Source organism: Pseudomonas sp. EL_65y_Pfl1_R83 (assembly GCF_963970695.1).
Taxonomy (GTDB): Bacteria; Pseudomonadota; Gammaproteobacteria; order Pseudomonadales; family Pseudomonadaceae; genus Aquipseudomonas; species Aquipseudomonas tritici.
Window position 1 is genome coordinate 21,303 of sequence record NZ_CAXAQI010000022.1, and the last position, 15,604, is coordinate 36,906.

The 15,604-nt window shown below is 59.7% G+C and carries 15 protein-coding genes and 1 pseudogene; 10 read left to right on the plus strand and 6 right to left on the minus strand.

Annotation, left to right across the window (positions count from 1 at the left end; genetic code table 11):
* Positions 1–32: 32 nt before the first annotated feature.
* Positions 33–1,058: a protease SohB gene (sohB, locus tag AACY08_RS24770; RefSeq protein WP_339471776.1), complete on the plus strand. Its 1,026-nt coding sequence runs from the start codon at positions 33–35 to the stop codon at positions 1,056–1,058.
* Between the two features lie 75 nt (positions 1,059–1,133).
* Here sohB and AACY08_RS24775 read toward each other — a convergent pair whose 3' ends face one another.
* The gene (locus tag AACY08_RS24775; RefSeq protein WP_339471777.1) at positions 1,134–2,249 is read right to left on the minus strand and encodes an MDR/zinc-dependent alcohol dehydrogenase-like family protein; all 1,116 of its coding nucleotides are present in this window, start codon (positions 2,247–2,249) and stop codon (positions 1,134–1,136) included.
* A 68-nt stretch (positions 2,250–2,317) separates the two neighbouring features.
* Complete coding sequence (locus AACY08_RS24780) at positions 2,318–3,325, minus strand: substrate-binding domain-containing protein (RefSeq protein WP_339471778.1); 1,008 nt, start codon at positions 3,323–3,325, stop codon at positions 2,318–2,320.
* 474 nt (positions 3,326–3,799) lie between these two features.
* Here AACY08_RS24780 and AACY08_RS24785 point away from each other — a divergent pair, with 474 nt between their 5' ends.
* The gene (locus AACY08_RS24785; RefSeq protein ID WP_339471779.1) at positions 3,800–5,368 is read left to right on the plus strand and encodes a TerC family protein; all 1,569 of its coding nucleotides are present in this window, start codon (positions 3,800–3,802) and stop codon (positions 5,366–5,368) included.
* Between the two features lie 25 nt (positions 5,369–5,393).
* Here AACY08_RS24785 and AACY08_RS24790 read toward each other — a convergent pair.
* Positions 5,394–5,678 (minus strand): annotated as a pseudogene (locus AACY08_RS24790) (thioredoxin family protein); the annotation flags it as partial.
* A 71-nt stretch (positions 5,679–5,749) separates the two neighbouring features.
* Complete coding sequence (locus AACY08_RS24795; protein ID WP_339471780.1) at positions 5,750–5,998, minus strand: hypothetical protein; 249 nt, start codon at positions 5,996–5,998, stop codon at positions 5,750–5,752.
* Positions 5,999–6,330: 332 nt separating this feature from the next.
* On the opposite strand from AACY08_RS24795, the gene AACY08_RS24800 reads away from it, so the two are divergent.
* The 8 genes from AACY08_RS24800 to AACY08_RS24835 all read left to right on the plus strand — a co-directional run bounded on the left by AACY08_RS24800 (position 6,331) and on the right by AACY08_RS24835 (position 12,935).
* On the plus strand, positions 6,331–7,179 hold the full coding sequence (locus AACY08_RS24800) for a transporter substrate-binding domain-containing protein (RefSeq protein WP_339415860.1): 849 nt from the start codon (positions 6,331–6,333) through the stop codon (positions 7,177–7,179).
* A 53-nt stretch (positions 7,180–7,232) separates the two neighbouring features.
* Positions 7,233–7,895: an amino acid ABC transporter permease gene (locus AACY08_RS24805; RefSeq protein ID WP_049712936.1), complete on the plus strand. Its 663-nt coding sequence runs from the start codon at positions 7,233–7,235 to the stop codon at positions 7,893–7,895.
* A gap of 11 nt (positions 7,896–7,906) precedes the next feature.
* Positions 7,907–8,569, plus strand: coding sequence for an amino acid ABC transporter permease (locus AACY08_RS24810; RefSeq protein ID WP_339471781.1), 663 nt, complete (start codon positions 7,907–7,909; stop codon positions 8,567–8,569).
* Positions 8,566–9,348 (plus strand): amino acid ABC transporter ATP-binding protein, encoded by a 783-nt coding sequence (locus tag AACY08_RS24815; RefSeq protein WP_339471782.1) that lies wholly within the window; start codon positions 8,566–8,568, stop codon positions 9,346–9,348. Before AACY08_RS24810 ends, AACY08_RS24815 begins: the two co-directional genes overlap by 4 nt.
* Positions 9,349–9,364: 16 nt before the next feature.
* A complete protein-coding gene (locus tag AACY08_RS24820) occupies positions 9,365–9,754 on the plus strand; it encodes a RidA family protein (protein ID WP_010210958.1) in 390 nt (129 codons plus the stop codon).
* A gap of 168 nt (positions 9,755–9,922) precedes the next feature.
* Positions 9,923–10,687 carry an IclR family transcriptional regulator gene (locus AACY08_RS24825; RefSeq protein ID WP_339415868.1) on the plus strand — a complete coding sequence of 255 codons (765 nt, stop codon included), beginning with the start codon at positions 9,923–9,925 and terminating at the stop codon, positions 10,685–10,687.
* A gap of 9 nt (positions 10,688–10,696) precedes the next feature.
* The gene (locus AACY08_RS24830) at positions 10,697–11,905 is read left to right on the plus strand and encodes an amino acid deaminase (RefSeq protein WP_339471783.1); all 1,209 of its coding nucleotides are present in this window, start codon (positions 10,697–10,699) and stop codon (positions 11,903–11,905) included.
* A gap of 124 nt (positions 11,906–12,029) precedes the next feature.
* Positions 12,030–12,935 carry a sugar kinase gene (locus AACY08_RS24835; RefSeq protein WP_339471784.1) on the plus strand — a complete coding sequence of 302 codons (906 nt, stop codon included), beginning with the start codon at positions 12,030–12,032 and terminating at the stop codon, positions 12,933–12,935.
* Between the two features lie 110 nt (positions 12,936–13,045).
* Here the strand turns inward: AACY08_RS24835 and AACY08_RS24840 are convergent, their stop codons facing one another.
* Positions 13,046–13,321, minus strand: coding sequence for a peptidylprolyl isomerase (locus AACY08_RS24840; RefSeq protein ID WP_339471785.1), 276 nt, complete (start codon positions 13,319–13,321; stop codon positions 13,046–13,048).
* A 43-nt stretch (positions 13,322–13,364) separates the two neighbouring features.
* Positions 13,365–15,485: an ATP-binding protein gene (locus AACY08_RS24845; protein ID WP_339471786.1), complete on the minus strand. Its 2,121-nt coding sequence runs from the start codon at positions 15,483–15,485 to the stop codon at positions 13,365–13,367.
* Positions 15,486–15,604: the final 119 nt, after the last annotated feature.

Consider the following 15,604-nt stretch of genomic DNA (forward strand, 5'->3'; position numbering starts at 1 on the left):
GCGCCTGGCGCACTGCACTTGTAAGGAGAACTATGGATTTTCTGGCCGAATACGCGAGCTTTCTGGCGAAGACCGTCACCCTGGTGGTCGCTATTCTGGTGGTACTGACCAGCTTCGCGGCGTTGCGCAGTAAAGGTCGTCGCAAATCCGCCGGCCAGTTGCAGGTCAGCAAGCTCAATGATTTCTACAAGGGCCTGCGTGAGCGCCTGGAGTCGAGCCTGCTCGACAAAGACCAGCTCAAGGCGTTGCGAAAATCCGAAGGCAAGGCTGAAAAGAAGAAAGGCAAACAGAAAGCCGAGGCCAAGCCGCGTGTGTTTGTGTTGGATTTCGACGGCGATATCAAGGCTTCGGCCACTGAGAGCCTGCGCCATGAAATCACCGCACTGCTGAGCCTGGCCACGCCAAAGGACGAAGTCGTACTGCGCCTGGAAAGCGGCGGCGGCATGGTCCACAGCTACGGCTTGGCGTCTTCGCAACTGGCGCGTATCCGTCAGGCGGGCGTACCGTTGACCGTGTGCATCGACAAGGTCGCAGCCAGCGGCGGTTACATGATGGCGTGCATTGGCGAGAAGATTATCAGTGCACCGTTTGCCATCCTCGGCTCCATTGGCGTGGTGGCGCAGTTGCCTAACGTCAACCGCCTGTTGAAAAAACACGACATCGACTTCGAAGTGCTGACCGCGGGTGAATACAAGCGCACCCTCACGGTGTTTGGCGAAAACACTGAGAAGGGTCGCGAGAAGTTCCAGGAAGACTTGGACATCACTCACCAATTGTTCAAGAATTTCGTCTCGCGTTATCGCCCGCAGTTGGCAATCGATGATGTTGCGACCGGAGAAGTGTGGCTGGGTGTTGCTGCGCTCGACAAGCAATTGGTCGATGAGCTGCAAGCCAGCGACGAATACCTGGCCACCAAGGCCAAGACCGCCGAGGTGTTCCACCTGCACTACGCCGAGCGCAAGAGCTTGCAGGAGCGGGTTGGCCTGGCGGCGAGTGGCTCGGTGGACCGGGTGCTGCTGACCTGGTGGAGCCGGTTGATCCAGCAGCGGTTTTGGTAACTCGATTCTGAGTGTTTAGTTGAACCCATCGTGGGAGCGAGCAAGCCCGTTCCCACATTGGTTTGGCGGTGACGGTTAAGGCTCGAGTACGACCTTGAGGGACTTGTCGCCACGCTCCATCACTGCGAACGCTTCCTTGAAGTCTGCCAGGGCGAACTTGTGGGTGACCACGCCGCGCATGTCGATCTTGCGGTTGCCGATGAAGTCGATGGCGCGTGGGTACATGTAGGGCCCCAGGTGCGAGCCGAGCACGTCCAGTTCCTTGCGGTCGCCGATGATCGACCAATCCACCGTCGCCTCGTCATTGAATACGCTGAACTCAACGAAACGCCCCAGCTTGCGCAGCATCGCCAGGCCCTGGTTGACCGCTTTGTGATGGCCGGTGGCTTCGATATAGATGTCGCAGCCGTAGCCGTCGGTGATTTCACGGATCTTCGCCAGCACGTCAACGTCCGCCGGGTTCCACACTTCGTCCGCGCCCATGCGCAGGGCGAGCGCGGTGCGTTCGGGTTTCATGTCCAGCACGATAAGTTTTTTCGGATTACGCATGCGCACTGCGCCGATGATGCCCAACCCCAGCGTACCAGCGCCAGCGACTACCACCACGTCATCGAAGTCGACATTGGCGCGCTCGGCGGCATGCAGCGAGCAGGCGAGGGGTTCGATCAAGATGGCTTCGTCCGGAGCGATGGCGTCCGGGACTTTGTGGATAATGCCTTCCTTGGTGAAAATCATGTACTGGGCCATGGCGCCCTGCACATTGTTCTGGAAGCCATAGAGGTCGTGTTTCTGGCACATCCAGTACTGGCCGTGATTGCAGAAGCGGCAGCCCCAGCACGGTACGATCTGCTCGGAAATGACCCGATCACCGACCTTCACGCCGCGTTTTTCCGCGTAGGGGCCCAGGGCGACCACACGGCACACAAATTCGTGGCCCGGGATCATCGGCGGTTTCACATAGCGCGGCTGCTCGGCATCGCCCCAGAACGAGGGCGCGCCGCGATAGGTCTTGATATCGCCCATGCAGATGCCGCACAGCTCGACCTTGGTGAGGATTTCCTCAGGGCCGGGCACAGGGACATCGACGGTTTCCAGACGATAATCTTCCGGGCCATAACAGACCACTGCCTGCATGGTTTTCGGGATGATCGGCAGTAGTTGTTCTTGCGAACGTTCGGTAACGGTGGACATGGCGGGCCTCGGGGCAAAAGTGAACTCATCGCTCCCGTGCGGAAACGGGAGCGATCACCGGCAATGGTTTATTTGGCGCCGCTGACTTGCTTGTACAGCGCGTCGGCGTTGGCGTTGGTCACGGGCACCCAGGGCAGGATGTAGTTCTTCGCGGTGCCATCGGCCCATTTCACGTCTTTGGCGTAGCGCTCCCAGATCACCGATTGTGGTGTGTAGTCCTTGCCGGCGAGTGCACGCAGGGCCACGTCCAGTGCGCCTTGGGATTGGGCCTGGGCATCCTGCAGGAAGGTGGTGACTTCGTCTTTTTTCGCCGCCTGGATCGCATCTGGCATGCCGTCGATGGAGGTGACCGGTACGTCCTTGGAGGTCAGGCCGTGGGATTTCAGTGCCTGTACTGCGCCTAGGGCCATGTCATCGTTTTGCGCGATCACGCCGTTGATGCCTTTGGGGTGGGCGTTCAGCCAGTCTTCAGTGAGTGTCATGGCCTGGGCGCGGTCCCAGTTGGCGGTCTTTTTCTCGATGATCTTGATGTCCGGGTGCTTGCCCAGCACTTCCAGTTCGCCCTTTTCCCGATCGATCTGCGCCGACTGGCCGATCGGGCCCTGAATGATCACCACATTTCCCTTGCCGTTGAGCTTGTCGACCATGGCTTGGGCCTGCAAGCGGCCGCCTTCCACATCGTCGTTGCCCACATAGGGTACGGAGGCATCGGCTACTTTCGTATTGGAGGCGATGACCACCACGTCGTTGCTCATGGCTTGCTTGACGGTGCCCACGCCGGCCTTGGTGTCGATGGGCACGAACAGGATGGCGTCGTAGCGCTGGGTCACCATGTTTTCGATCTGGTTGTTCTGGGTCAGTGCGTCGTAGTTGCCGTCGAATACGGTCAGTTGAACGGTGCCGTCTTTGACGGCGGGGTGTTCCTTGAGCTCGCGTACCCAGTTCTGCATGAACTGGCCCTTGAGGCCGTAGACCGCGGCACCGACCTTGTAGGTCTTGGCGTCGGCGGCCAGGGCGAGGCTGCTGGCGAGGAGGGTGAGGGCCGCTGCGGCGGCGATGGTCGAACCAGGTTTCATGATGAGCACCTATTTATTGTTGTGGTCAGTCGTTCATGCATTGCCTTGTTGTGATCATATGTTTAGCAAATGAGAATCTGATCAGTCAAATTTTTTCGCATAAAACCTGAAAATAGGCCGCATATTGCAAATCGTTGGATTTTTATGAGGCAATTACCTTATTTTTAATATTTTAACGTGATATTAATTTCAATTGATGATCATATGATCGTATTGATTTGGCAGGTTTTACAGATCTTGTAATAGTTTGGGTTGTGGGGAGGTTCGGATTCGCCTGTACGATTCAGATCCTTTTGTCATTGCAGGATTTGCATGAACACCCTCTCGGAGCCTCCCAGTCGTCTTTCCCCAAGACAACCGCTGCTGCTGTTCCCGCTGAAGCACCCCGTATTCCGACTGCTAGTCTTGTCCCGGGCCCCTGACCCTGCCTTGCCGTGTCTGGCATTCTGAAATTCGATTGAAGAGGCTTTATAGATGGAATGGTTAGCGGATCCAACGGCCTGGCTCGGCCTGTTGACCTTGATTGTGCTGGAACTGGTACTGGGCATCGACAACCTAGTGTTTATTGCGATCCTGGCGGACAAGCTGCCGCCGGAGCAGCGTGACCGTGCGCGCTTGATCGGTTTGTCCCTGGCGCTGCTGATGCGCCTGGGCCTGTTGGCGAGTATTTCCTGGTTGGTGACCCTCACCCAGCCACTGTTCGAGGTGTTCGACAAGAGCTTCTCCGGCCGTGACCTGATCATGCTGTTTGGTGGTGTGTTCCTGCTGTTCAAGGCCACCATGGAATTGCACGAGCGCCTGGAGGGTCATGTCGCACAGCGAGCCGGCAACGTCGCCTACGCGATGTTCTGGCCCATCGTGGCGCAGATCGTGGTGCTTGATGCGGTGTTCTCCCTGGATGCGGTGATTACCGCCGTGGGCATGGTGGACGAGCTGGCGGTGATGATGATCGCGGTGATCGTGTCCATCGGCCTGATGATCGTGGCGAGCAAGCCGTTGACCCGCTTTGTCAATGCGCACCCGACCGTGATCATGCTGTGCCTCGGCTTCTTGATGATGATCGGTTTCGCCCTGACCGCCGAAGGCCTGGGCTTCCATATTCCCAAGGGCTACCTGTACGCGGCCATTGGTTTCTCGATCCTGATCGAAGTGTTCAACCAGATTGCCCGCGCCCGTCGCAAGAAGTCGGCGCAAGGTGTGCTGCCGGTGCGCGAGCGTACCGCTCACGCGGTGATGCGTTTGCTCGGCGGCCGCAGCCTGGCGGTGGAAGAGGTGGGCGAAGACGTGGCCGATTTGCTCGGCGAGTCGGATGCGACGCAAGGTCCGCTGTTTGGCCGACGTGAACGCGTGATGATCAGTGGCGTGCTGCAACTGGCCGAACGGCCAATTCGTAAACTGATGACGCCGCGGGCCAAGGTTGACTGTATCGATCTGTCGGACGATCCCGACACTATTCGCCTAAAATTGATGCATTCGTCCTACTCGCGTTTGCCGTTGATTCGCAACGGTGCCGTCGATGAGCCCCTAGGCTTTGTGCACAAGAAGGAGCTACTCAAGGAGTACCTGGCCGGCAACGAGCCTAACCTGGAGCATTTGGCGCGCCGGGCAATCAACTTGCTGGAGAGTTTTTCGATCCTCAACGCCCTGGAGCAGATGCGTCAGGAGTCGACCCACATCGCTTTTGTGATCAACGAATTCGGTGATTTCGTGGGCGTGTTGAGCATGACCGACATTCTTGAATCGATTGCCGGTGAGTTGCCGGATGCCAGTGAGGTCGAGGGGCCGGATATCGTCGAGGAGGGCGATGGTTTCCGCGCCAATGGTGCGTTGAACCTCAATCTGGTTAGTCAGCGCACAGGCTTCAAGGCTGCTGCGACCGAGGACTATCAGACGTTGGCCGGCCTGGTGATGAGCCTGCTGGACCGTTTGCCGGTGGTGGGCGATAGCCTGGAGCATGAAGGCTGGCGCTTGACGGTGGCGGCGGTGGAGGAGCGGCGGGTGACGCAGGTGGTTTTGCGACCTTGCGCTGGTCATAACGTTTGAACGTATCTGTCACAAACCGCACCTGTTCTTGCTCAGGACCGAAACCTTTGAACATCTCCATCAAGGTTCCGTTGAGGTAGATCAGCAACGTTGGGGTGCCGGTTACGCTTGGGTGCCTCGGCGTTTCCGAGCAATTAAGCACCATGCTCACTATCCAGGGGTGTCTTGAGGCAATCAGTTCGAACAAGGGGTCTGCGCTCACGCAGGCGCGACAGTGTTTGGAAATAAACAGAATGAACACTGGCCTTGGCGTATTCAGCACCCTTTGAAAGTGTTTGGCATCAGAAATTTTTTGCGTAGCAATCCCCATAATGATCTCCCGGGCAGCGCTGGTTTTTGCCAACGCTAAGCCCGGCAATCACCCTCGTCTACTGTCAACCTTCACAGGTCCTCCTTACGCTCCACGCGTTCCCGCGCCTTGCGCGCCTGGCTCGCGCATTTCTTGTATTCCAAGTTGTCCCTGGAGGCCTTCGCTTCGCGATAGCCGTGGTGATTCTGGCTCGTGTAGTGGGTGCTCAAGGCTTCGTTGAGCTTGCGCAGTTCTTCCTTGCAGTCACGACGATCTTTGCTGGCGCAGGCGCCGGTGGTCACCAGGAAGGCCAGCAGAAACAGGCTGAGACGTAGCTTCATCAGGGCGGGGTCCTTATCGACATGAATGTGCCAAGGCTAGCCCAGGGCAAGGATTTTTCAATGGTGGGCGTGCACTGCACGGGTGCGCGGTAACACTGTTATGGCGCACCCCAGTGGGGCCGATCACCGTTGTGTGGGGCCTTGGGTAGCAGGGGCATTTCAGGTGATGGCGCAACGCCTCGTCGCGAAAAAGATTCATCCAGCTGATTCATAACGAATTTATTCCAATCATATTTTTCTGTTACCACGTGTGGCACACTTTCTGCTGTTTATTCCGTTGTTACATACTACGTTCCGGTATAGCGGAATACACATTTCTTGGAGTGCTTGTCATGCATCACCGACCTTCCGTGTTTAAAGCGTGTGTTTTTCTCTTCGTCGCATCGGCGTCCCTCGCCAGCCTTGTGCAAGCGGCGGACAGCAAGCTCGATAACGTGCTCAAGCGTGGGCACCTGATCGTGGGTACAGGCAGTACCAATGCGCCGTGGCACTTCCAGGGAGCGGATGGCAAGTTGCAGGGGTTTGATATCGACATCGGCCGCATCGTGGCCAAGGGCTTGTTCAACGACCCAAGCAAGGTCGAGTTTGTGGTGCAGTCGTCCGACGCACGCATTCCCAACCTGCTGACAGACAAGGTCGACATGAGTTGTCAGTTCATTACCGTCACCGCCAGCCGCGCGCAGCAAGTCGCTTTTACCCTGCCGTACTACCGCGAAGGCGTGGGCCTGCTGCTGCCGAACAACAGCAAGTACAAAGAGATTGAAGACCTGCAGGCGGGCGGCGATGGCGTGACTGTGGCCGTGCTGCAAAACGTGTACGCCGAAGAGCTGGTGCATCAGGCTTTGCCCAAGGCCAAGGTCGACCAGTACGACAGCGTCGACCTGATGTACCAGGCCGTGAACTCCGGCCGCGCCGACGCCGCCGCCACCGACCAGTCCTCGGTCAAATACCTGATGGTGCAGAACCCCGGCCGCTACCGCAGCCCGGCCTACGCCTGGAGCCCGCAGACCTATGCGTGCGCCGTCAAGCGTGGCGATCAGGATTGGCTGAACTTCGTCAACACCGCGTTGCATGAAGCCATGACCGGTGTGGAATTCCCCACCTACAAGGCCTCTTTCAAGCAGTGGTTCGGCGTTGATCTGCCGGAGCCGGCGATCGGCTTCCCGGTTGAGTTCAAGTAATTCATGAAAGCCGGGGCGCCGCGAACGGCGCCCCCATTCAGGTACTGTCGACCATGAACTATCAGTTGAACTTTGCTGCCGTCTGGCGCGATTTCGACACCTTGCTGTTGGGGCTCGGCCTGGGCCTGCAACTGGCATTGCTGTCGATCGCCATCGGCTGCGTGATTGGCCTGCTGATGGCGTTTGCCATGCTGTCCAGGCACCGCGCGCTGCGAATCTTCGCCTCGGTGTATGTGACGGTGGTGCGTAATACGCCGATCCTGGTACTGATCCTGTTGATCTACTTCGCCTTGCCCAGCCTGGGTATCCGCCTGGACAAGATCCCCTCGTTCATCATCACCTTGTCGCTTTACGCCGGTGCCTATCTGACCGAAGTGTTCCGCGCCGGGCTGTTGAACATTCCCAAGGGCCTGCGTGAAGCCGGCTTGGCCATTGGCCTGGGAGAGTGGCGTATCCGCGCCTACATCACCGTGCCGGTGATGCTGCGCAACGTGCTGCCTGCGCTGTCGAACAACTTCATTTCGCTGTTCAAGGACACCTCGCTCGCCGCCGCCATCGCGGTGCCGGAGCTGACCTATTACGCCCGCAAGATCAACGTCGAAAGCTACCGGGTAATTGAAACCTGGATGGTCACGACCGCGCTCTACGTGGCTGCCTGTTACCTCATCGCCATGCTGCTCCGTTACCTGGAACAGCGCCTGGCGATCCGTCGTTAAGCGAGGTTTCCATGTACGAATCCCCAAGCTGGCTGCATGAGTTGTGGATCGCCCGGGAGACGCTCTGGGCGGGCTTCCAGGCTAGCGTGTATGTCTCGGCGCTGGCCATTATCTTTGGCACCCTGATCGGCATCGTCGCCGGGTTGATCCTCACCTACGGCAAATTCTGGATGCGTGCGCCGTTTCGGCTGTATGTCGACTTGATCCGTGGCACACCGGTATTTGTACTGGTACTGGCGTGTTTCTACATGCTGCCGGCACTCGGCTGGCAAATCAGCGCGTTTGAGGCCGGCGCGGTCGGGCTGACGTTGTTCTGCGGCTCCCACGTCTCGGAAATCGTGCGCGGCGCGCTGCAAGCCATTCCCCGTGGGCAACTGGAAGCGGGCAGGGCGATTGGCCTGACGTTCTACCAGTCCCTGGGCTACGTGCTGTTGCCCCAGGCGCTGCGCCAGATCCTGCCGACTTGGGTCAACTCCTCGACGGAAATCGTCAAAGCCTCGACCTTGCTCTCGGTGATCGGCGTGGCCGAGCTGCTGCTGAGCACCCAGCAAGTGATCGCACGCACTTTCATGACCCTGGAGTTCTACCTGTTCGCCGGGTTTCTGTTCTTTGTCATCAACTACGCCATCGAATTATTCGGTCGCTACATTGAAAAGCGGGTGGCCTTGCCATGAACCAACCTCAAACAACCCAACCGCTGCTGAACATTCGCGGTCTGCGCAAACAATACGGCGAAGTCGAAGTGCTCAAGGGCGTCGACCTCTCCATGCAGCGCGGCAATGTGGTGACCTTGATCGGCTCCAGCGGCTCGGGCAAGACCACGCTGTTGCGCTGCGTCAACCTGCTCGAAGAGTTCCAGGGCGGCCAGATCAGCCTCGATGGCGAGTCCATCGGCTACAGCGAGATTGCCGGCAAGCGCGTACGTCATCCTGAACGGGTGATCGCCCAGCACCGTGCGATGACCGGCATGGCGTTCCAGCAATTCAACCTTTTCCCACATTTGACTGCGTTGCAGAACGTTACCCTTGGCCTGCTCAAGGTCAAGAAAATGGGCAAGGACGAAGCCGTCGCGCTGGCGGAAAAATGGCTGGACCGCGTAGGGCTTTTAGAGCGTCGCAACCACTTTCCCGGCCAGCTTTCCGGTGGACAGCAACAACGTGTGGCCATTGCCCGCGCGATTGCCATGAACCCGAGCCTGATGCTGTTCGACGAAGTCACCTCGGCCCTCGACCCCGAGTTGGTGGGCGAAGTGCTCAGCGTGATCAAGGGCCTGGCGGAAGAGGGCATGACCATGTTGTTGGTTACCCACGAGATGCGCTTTGCCTATGAAGTCTCGGACAAAATCGTTTTCATGAACCAGGGCCGCATTGAAGAGCAGGGCACCTCGAAGGACATCTTCGAACGCCCGCAATCGCCGCGCCTGGCGGAATTTCTCAAGAACATTCGTTTTTAATCAGGAGCCTATTTTTATGAGCATCACTCGTTACGGTGCCGGTAGCACAGCCGGAGGTGGCCAGCCACGTCCTTTCGCCCGCGCGGTGGAAGCGGACGGCTGGCTGTACGTCTCGGGCCAAGTGCCTGCGGTGGACGGCGAAATCATCACCGGCGGGATTATCGAGCAAACCCGCCAGACGATGCGCAACGTGGTGGCGATCCTCGAAGAAGCCGGCTATGAGCTCAAAGACGTCGTGCGCGTCGGCGTATGGCTGGAAGACCCCCGGGACTTCTGGAGTTTCAACAAGGTATTCGGCGAATACTTCACCCCGGAACACGCCCCGGCACGTGCCTGTGTGCAGGCGAACATGATGGTCGATTGCAAGGTCGAGATTGATTGCGTGGCCTACAAGAAAAAAGGCTAAATGCCCCTCAATCTTGAGGCCACTGGAGATCAGCTGTGGGAGCTGGCTTGCCTGCGATGACGGAGTGTCAGCCAGCCCATCCGCCAATGACCCACCGCCATCGCAGGCAAGCCCGCTCCCACAGGGGATCGCGGTGCAGCACACACCTTTGACCGGACCGGAACCGCCATGACCGAAGACACCATCAAACGCCGCGCCAAGGGCCTGGACCGTGCATTCGATATCCTCGATTTCCTCAAGGAAATCGGCCAACCCCTGCGCCCGAATGATATTGCCAGCGGCATCGGCAGCCCCAAATCCACCGTCTACGAATTGGTCGCGTCCTTGCTCGAACGACGCATCCTCGAAACGGTGGGCAAGGACGGTCACGTCTACCTCGGCCGCCAACTGTACTTTCTCGGCCAGGCGCACCTGCGCCATTTCGACCTGACCCGCGAGGCCGACCACGCCTTGCAGGAAATCGTCAGCCGAACCCACGAAACCGCGCAGATGTGCCTGCTCAACGGGCGCAAATACACGGTGGCGCTGATGCGCGAAGGCGAGCGGCATTTCCGGATTTCCTCGGACATCGGCGAAAACGCACCGATCCCCTGGACCGCCTCCGGACGCCTGCTGCTGGGGCACTTGAGCGATCAGCAGATCATTGATCTGATCGATCCCGACGACTTCATCCTGCCGGATGGCGAGCGCCTATCGCTGGAGACCTTCCTGGCGCAAATCCGTCAGGCCACCCTTGATGGCTTCTTTTCCTTCGACAGTGTGGCCGACACCTTTACCCATTGCTTTGCCGCCCCGGTACGGGACGCCCAAGGCATCAGCATTGCGACCCTGTGCATCGTCGCCCCACGCGCCGACGCGCTCAAAAACTACAACGACTATCGCCGGGTGTTGATCGACAGCGCCAACCACCTGGCCCGGCGCATCAACGAATAGGAGTTTTCCATGTCTGCCATCAATGCCGTTGAAAAGGGCGCGGCTGCTGCCGGTGCCCACCTGGTTCGTGACGTCAGCCTGCCCGCCCTGGTGCTGCACCGTGACGCCCTGGAGCACAACATCCGCTGGATGCAGGACTTTGTCAGCAAGAGCGGCGCCGAACTCGCGCCCCATGGCAAGACCAGCATGATGCCGGCACTGTTCCAGCGCCAGATCGCAGCGGGTGCATGGGGCATCACCCTGGCCAACGCCGTACAGGTCCGTGCTGCTTATGCCGGCGGCGTGCGCCGTGTGTTGATGGCCAACCAACTGGTGGGCGCGCCAAATATGGCGTTGATCGCTGACCTGTTGGCCGACAAGGATTTCGACTTCCACTGCATGGTCGACCACCCGGATAACGTCGCCGACCTCGGCCTGTTTTTCGCCGCTCGCGGTTTGCGCCTCAACGTGATGATCGAATACGGCGTGGTCGGTGGCCGCTGCGGTTGCCGTAGCGAGCAGGAGGTCCGTGATCTGGCCAAGGCGATCAAGGCCCAGCCTGCCCTGGCCCTTACCGGTATCGAAGGCTATGAAGGCGTGATCCATGGCGAGCACGCCATCAGCGGCATCCGTGAGTTCGCCGCCAGCCTGGTGCGCTTGGCAGTTGACCTGCAGAACAACGGCTCTTTCGACCTGCCCAAGCCCATCGTCACCGCGTCGGGGTCCGCCTGGTATGACTTGATCGCCGAGTCTTTCGAGGCGCAAAACGCCGCCGGCCGCTTCCTCAGCGTGCTGCGCCCGGGCAGCTACGTGGCCCACGACCACGGCATCTACAAAGAGGCGCAATGCTGCGTGCTTGACCGCCGTAGCGACCTCAGCGAAGGCCTGCGCCCGGCGCTGGAAGTCTGGGCGCATGTGCAGTCTATGCCTGAGCCCGGTTTTGCGGTGATCGCCCTGGGCAAGCGTGACGTCGCCTATGACGCCGGTTTGCCGGTGCCGCTCAAGCGCTACAAGGCCGGTATTGTTCCGGCGGAAGGCGATGATGTGGGCGCGTGCAAGGTCACGGCAGTGATGGATCAGCATGCATTCATGACCGTCGCCGCGGGGGTGGAGTTGCGTATTGGCGACATCATCTCGTTCGGCACTTCCCACCCTTGCCTGACCTTTGACAAGTGGCAAGTGGGTTGCCTGGTGGATGAGCAGTTGCAGGTGATTGAGTCTTTGCATACCTGCTTCTAGACCGTGTCGCTCCCTTCGCGAGCAAGCCCACCCCCACATTGACCGCATTTTATCTGTAGGCATGCAGTCAACTGGGAGCGGGCTTGCTCGCGAAGGGGCCATCAGCCCACTCGAGAGATATGCCATGCCCTCCCAGCCCCACATCGCCCTCATCGGCGAATGCATGATCGAACTGCAACACCGCGCCGACGGCAGCCTGCACCAGAGCTTCGGCGGCGACACCCTTAACGCGGCGGTCTACCTGCGCCGTGAACTGGGCGACACCGCTCACGTCGACTACGTTACCGCACTGGGCGATGACAGCTTCAGTGACGCCATGTGCCAACAGTGGGCGCAAGAAGGCTTGGGCCTGGGCAGGGTCCAGCGCCTGCCCGGGCGTTTGCCAGGCTTGTATTGCATCCAGACCGATGCCAATGGCGAGCGTAAATTCCTCTATTGGCGTAACGAAGCCGCCGTGCGCGAGTGCTTCACTACGCCTGCGGCCGAGCCGATCCTGGCCGCCTTGCCGGACTACGACGTGGTGTATCTGAGCGGCATTACCCTGGCCGTACTGGGTGAAATCGGCCGTGAGCGTTTGCTGCCAACCTTGAGCGAAACCCGTCGACGCGGGGGTAAGGTGGTATTCGACAACAACTACCGACCGCGCTTGTGGGCCAGTGTCGAGGCGGCACGGGCGGCGTATCACCAGGTGTTGGCCGAGGTGGATATTGCCTTGTTGACCGAGGATGACGAGCGCGCGTTGTTTGGTTATGCCGACAGTGAGCAGGTATTCGCAGCGTATCCGGGGATTGCTGAGGTGGTGCTCAAGCGCGGTGCGCACGCGTGTTTGATCCGTTGTGCAGGGGAGCGCTTCGCAGTGCCCGCGCTGAAGGTGGAGAAGGTGGTGGATACGACGGCGGCGGGGGATTCGTTCAGTGCGGCGTATTTGGCTGGTCGGCTCAAGGGGGGCTCACCCGAAGAGGCCGCCTTGGCTGGGCATCGGTTGGCGAGTCGGGTGATCCAGGTGTCGGGAGCTTTGATTCCCGGGTGAATGGCCGCCTGCGGCGGTTCGGGAGCAAGCCCCACAGTTGACTGCATTCCTTCAGATGACATGCGGTCAACTGTGGGGCTTGCTCGCGAAAGCGGTCCAAAGCCAACCCCTTAGTCCCGGTAAAACACCTGTACCAAGTGATACCCAAACTTACTCTTGATCGGCCCGTGAACCACCTTCACCGGCTTCTTGAAAATCACCGCATCAATCGGCCCGACCATCTGCCCAGGCCGCACTTCACCCAGATCGCCGCCACGCTTGCCAGACGGGCAGGTGGAGTACTTCTTGGCCAGCACGTCAAACGCCTCGCCCTTGGCAATGCGCTGCTTGAGTTGTTCGGCTTCTTCGCTGGTTTTCACCAGGATATGACGGACTTGGGCTTTCATTGATCTCTACCAGGTGTGCGACGGCGCGCGATTATGCCTGAACTCATTCGTCCACGCTGATCATGCTGCGGATTGTCGTGGCCAGCAGGTCGATGGAAAACGGTTTGGCAACCATGTTCATGCCGTCTTCCAGAAAGCCCTGGCGCTCAGCGGCTTTCTCGGCGTACCCGGTCATGAACAGGACCTTGAGACCGGGCCGCTGCTGACGGGCAATTTCCGCCAACTGCCGGCCGTTCATGCCCGGCAGGCCGACATCGGTGACCAGCAAATCTACGCGCAGGTCCGACTCCAGCAGCGGCAGTGCAGCCCGTGCGTCCGCCGCCTGATGCGCGGTGTAGCCCAGTTCATCGAGCACATTGACCACCAGCATGCGCACCGCCGGGTCGTCCTCGACCACCACCACCGCCTCACCCGCCAGCGCCAACGGGGCTTCGCTCAGGTGCGGCGGCTGGCTGCTTTCCAGCGACGTACCGTACAGGCGCGGCAGGTACAGGCGCACACACGTGCCCTGGCCCGGTTCGCTTTGAATGGTCACGTGTCCGCCGGACTGCTGGGCAAACCCGTAGATCATCGACAGCCCCAGGCCGGTGCCCTGGCCGATGGGTTTAGTGGTGAAGAACGGGTCGAACGCCTTGGCCAGGATCTTCGGCGCCATGCCCGTGCCGTTGTCGCACACGCCCAGCATCACGTAGTCGCCAGCCTTGACCGGTTCAAGGGTGGTGATGTCGGAGCCGTCCAGGTAACTGTTGGCGGTTTCAATCAGGATTTCACCGCCATCGTGCATGGCATCGCGGGCGTTGATTACCAAATTGAGCAAAGCGTTTTCCAGTTGGCTGGCATCGGTGTTCACCGGCCAGATGTCATGGCCGAGTTGCACTTTGAGCGAGATATGCGCGCCCGTGGTACGCCGGAACAAATCTTCCAGAGACGTCACCAATTGGTTCGGGTTCAGCGGGCGTCGGTCCAGTGACTGGCGGCGTGAGAACGCCAGCAAGCGGTGGGTGAGGGCGGCCGCACGATGGGCGGACGACACGGCGGCATCGGTAAAACGCCCGATCTCATCACTGCGCCCGGCGGTGATATAGCGCTGCATCAGGTCCAGGCTGCCGATGATACCGGTGAGCATGTTGTTGAAGTCATGGGCGATACCGCCGGTGAGTTGGCCGACCGCTTCCATTTTCTGCGCATGGCGCAGGGCGTCTTCGGCGCGCTCACGCTCGTACATTTCGTTTTGCAGGCGCTGGTTGGACTCGGCCAGCGCCTGGGTGCGCTGGGCCACGCGTTCCTCAAGGTTTTCGTTGAGGTGGCGCAGGGCCTGTTCGGTGTGCTTGCGCTCGGTGAGGTCCAATGCGGCACCGAGGAACCGCGCCGGGCGGCCTTGATGGTCCTTGTAGCAACGGCCCCGGGCAAACACCCAGCGCACGTTGCCATCGGCCTGCAGCAGGCGGTATTCCTCAGCGTATTCGGTGCCGAAGGTGATGCAGTGTTTGATGCTGCGCGTCACCGTGCCACGGTCTTCGGGGTGTACGCCTTGCAGGTACTCGCTGATCGGCAGCAGGCCTGCATCGCTGGGGTCGACGCCGTGCAGGTAGGCGAAATGCGCGTCGGCAATAAAACGGTCTTCGCCGATATCCCAGTCCCAGGTGCCTACGGCGTCAGTGGCCGCCAGGGCAAGTTGCAGGCGTTGTTCCGTGTTGTGCTGGGCCCGGCGGCGTTCGTTGGTTTCGATGGCGGTGACCAGGATGCCAGCCACGTTGGCGCTTTCATCGCGGACCGGGCTGTAGGTCAGGTCCAGCCAGATCTCGGCGTCGCGATTATTGCGTTGCAGCACGAAGCGCTGCTCGCTGAACGTGCGCACCTCGCCGCTGAGCACAGCGTCGTAGACCGGCGCGGCAAAACTTTCCAGCTCCGGCCAAGTCTGGTGCGCGGGTTTGCCCATGGCTTCGGGGTGTTTGTTACCCGCCAGCAGTGCGAAGCCGTCGTTATAGAGTTGCGTGAGTTGGCTGCCCCACAACAGCAGCATCGGCATCGGCGAGTGCACGACGATATCCACGGCAGTGCGCAGGCTTTGTGGCCAATCATTGGCCTCACCGAGTGGGCTTTGCGCCCAGTCCAGCCGCGCAATTAAAGCGGCGGCTTCGCTACCGGTGGATGTTCCCTTCATGTAAAAACCCTGAGCGTAACGCTTTGAAAGATGACAACACCCATTATCCCGTGACGTGGGAATGAGTGACTACCCCCGAAAAATAGCATGCATTCAGGGTTTGTCTTCAAATCAGTGCG

What these genes read in the sequence shown, in the direction of transcription:
- sohB (WP_339471776.1), top strand. Translation starts at nt 33, where the DNA reads ATGGATTTTCTGGCCGAATACGCGAGCTTTCTGGCGAAGACCGTCACC.
- AACY08_RS24775 (WP_339471777.1), bottom strand. Translation starts at nt 2,249, where the DNA reads ATGTCCACCGTTACCGAACGTTCGCAAGAACAACTACTGCCGATCATC.
- AACY08_RS24780 (WP_339471778.1), bottom strand. Translation starts at nt 3,325, where the DNA reads ATGAAACCTGGTTCGACCATCGCCGCCGCAGCGGCCCTCACCCTCCTC.
- AACY08_RS24785 (WP_339471779.1), top strand. Translation starts at nt 3,800, where the DNA reads ATGGAATGGTTAGCGGATCCAACGGCCTGGCTCGGCCTGTTGACCTTG.
- AACY08_RS24795 (WP_339471780.1), bottom strand. Translation starts at nt 5,998, where the DNA reads ATGAAGCTACGTCTCAGCCTGTTTCTGCTGGCCTTCCTGGTGACCACC.
- AACY08_RS24800 (WP_339415860.1), top strand. Translation starts at nt 6,331, where the DNA reads ATGCATCACCGACCTTCCGTGTTTAAAGCGTGTGTTTTTCTCTTCGTC.
- AACY08_RS24805 (WP_049712936.1), top strand. Translation starts at nt 7,233, where the DNA reads ATGAACTATCAGTTGAACTTTGCTGCCGTCTGGCGCGATTTCGACACC.
- AACY08_RS24810 (WP_339471781.1), top strand. Translation starts at nt 7,907, where the DNA reads ATGTACGAATCCCCAAGCTGGCTGCATGAGTTGTGGATCGCCCGGGAG.
- AACY08_RS24815 (WP_339471782.1), top strand. Translation starts at nt 8,566, where the DNA reads ATGAACCAACCTCAAACAACCCAACCGCTGCTGAACATTCGCGGTCTG.
- AACY08_RS24820 (WP_010210958.1), top strand. Translation starts at nt 9,365, where the DNA reads ATGAGCATCACTCGTTACGGTGCCGGTAGCACAGCCGGAGGTGGCCAG.
- AACY08_RS24825 (WP_339415868.1), top strand. Translation starts at nt 9,923, where the DNA reads ATGACCGAAGACACCATCAAACGCCGCGCCAAGGGCCTGGACCGTGCA.
- AACY08_RS24830 (WP_339471783.1), top strand. Translation starts at nt 10,697, where the DNA reads ATGTCTGCCATCAATGCCGTTGAAAAGGGCGCGGCTGCTGCCGGTGCC.
- AACY08_RS24835 (WP_339471784.1), top strand. Translation starts at nt 12,030, where the DNA reads ATGCCCTCCCAGCCCCACATCGCCCTCATCGGCGAATGCATGATCGAA.
- AACY08_RS24840 (WP_339471785.1), bottom strand. Translation starts at nt 13,321, where the DNA reads ATGAAAGCCCAAGTCCGTCATATCCTGGTGAAAACCAGCGAAGAAGCC.
- AACY08_RS24845 (WP_339471786.1), bottom strand. Translation starts at nt 15,485, where the DNA reads ATGAAGGGAACATCCACCGGTAGCGAAGCCGCCGCTTTAATTGCGCGG.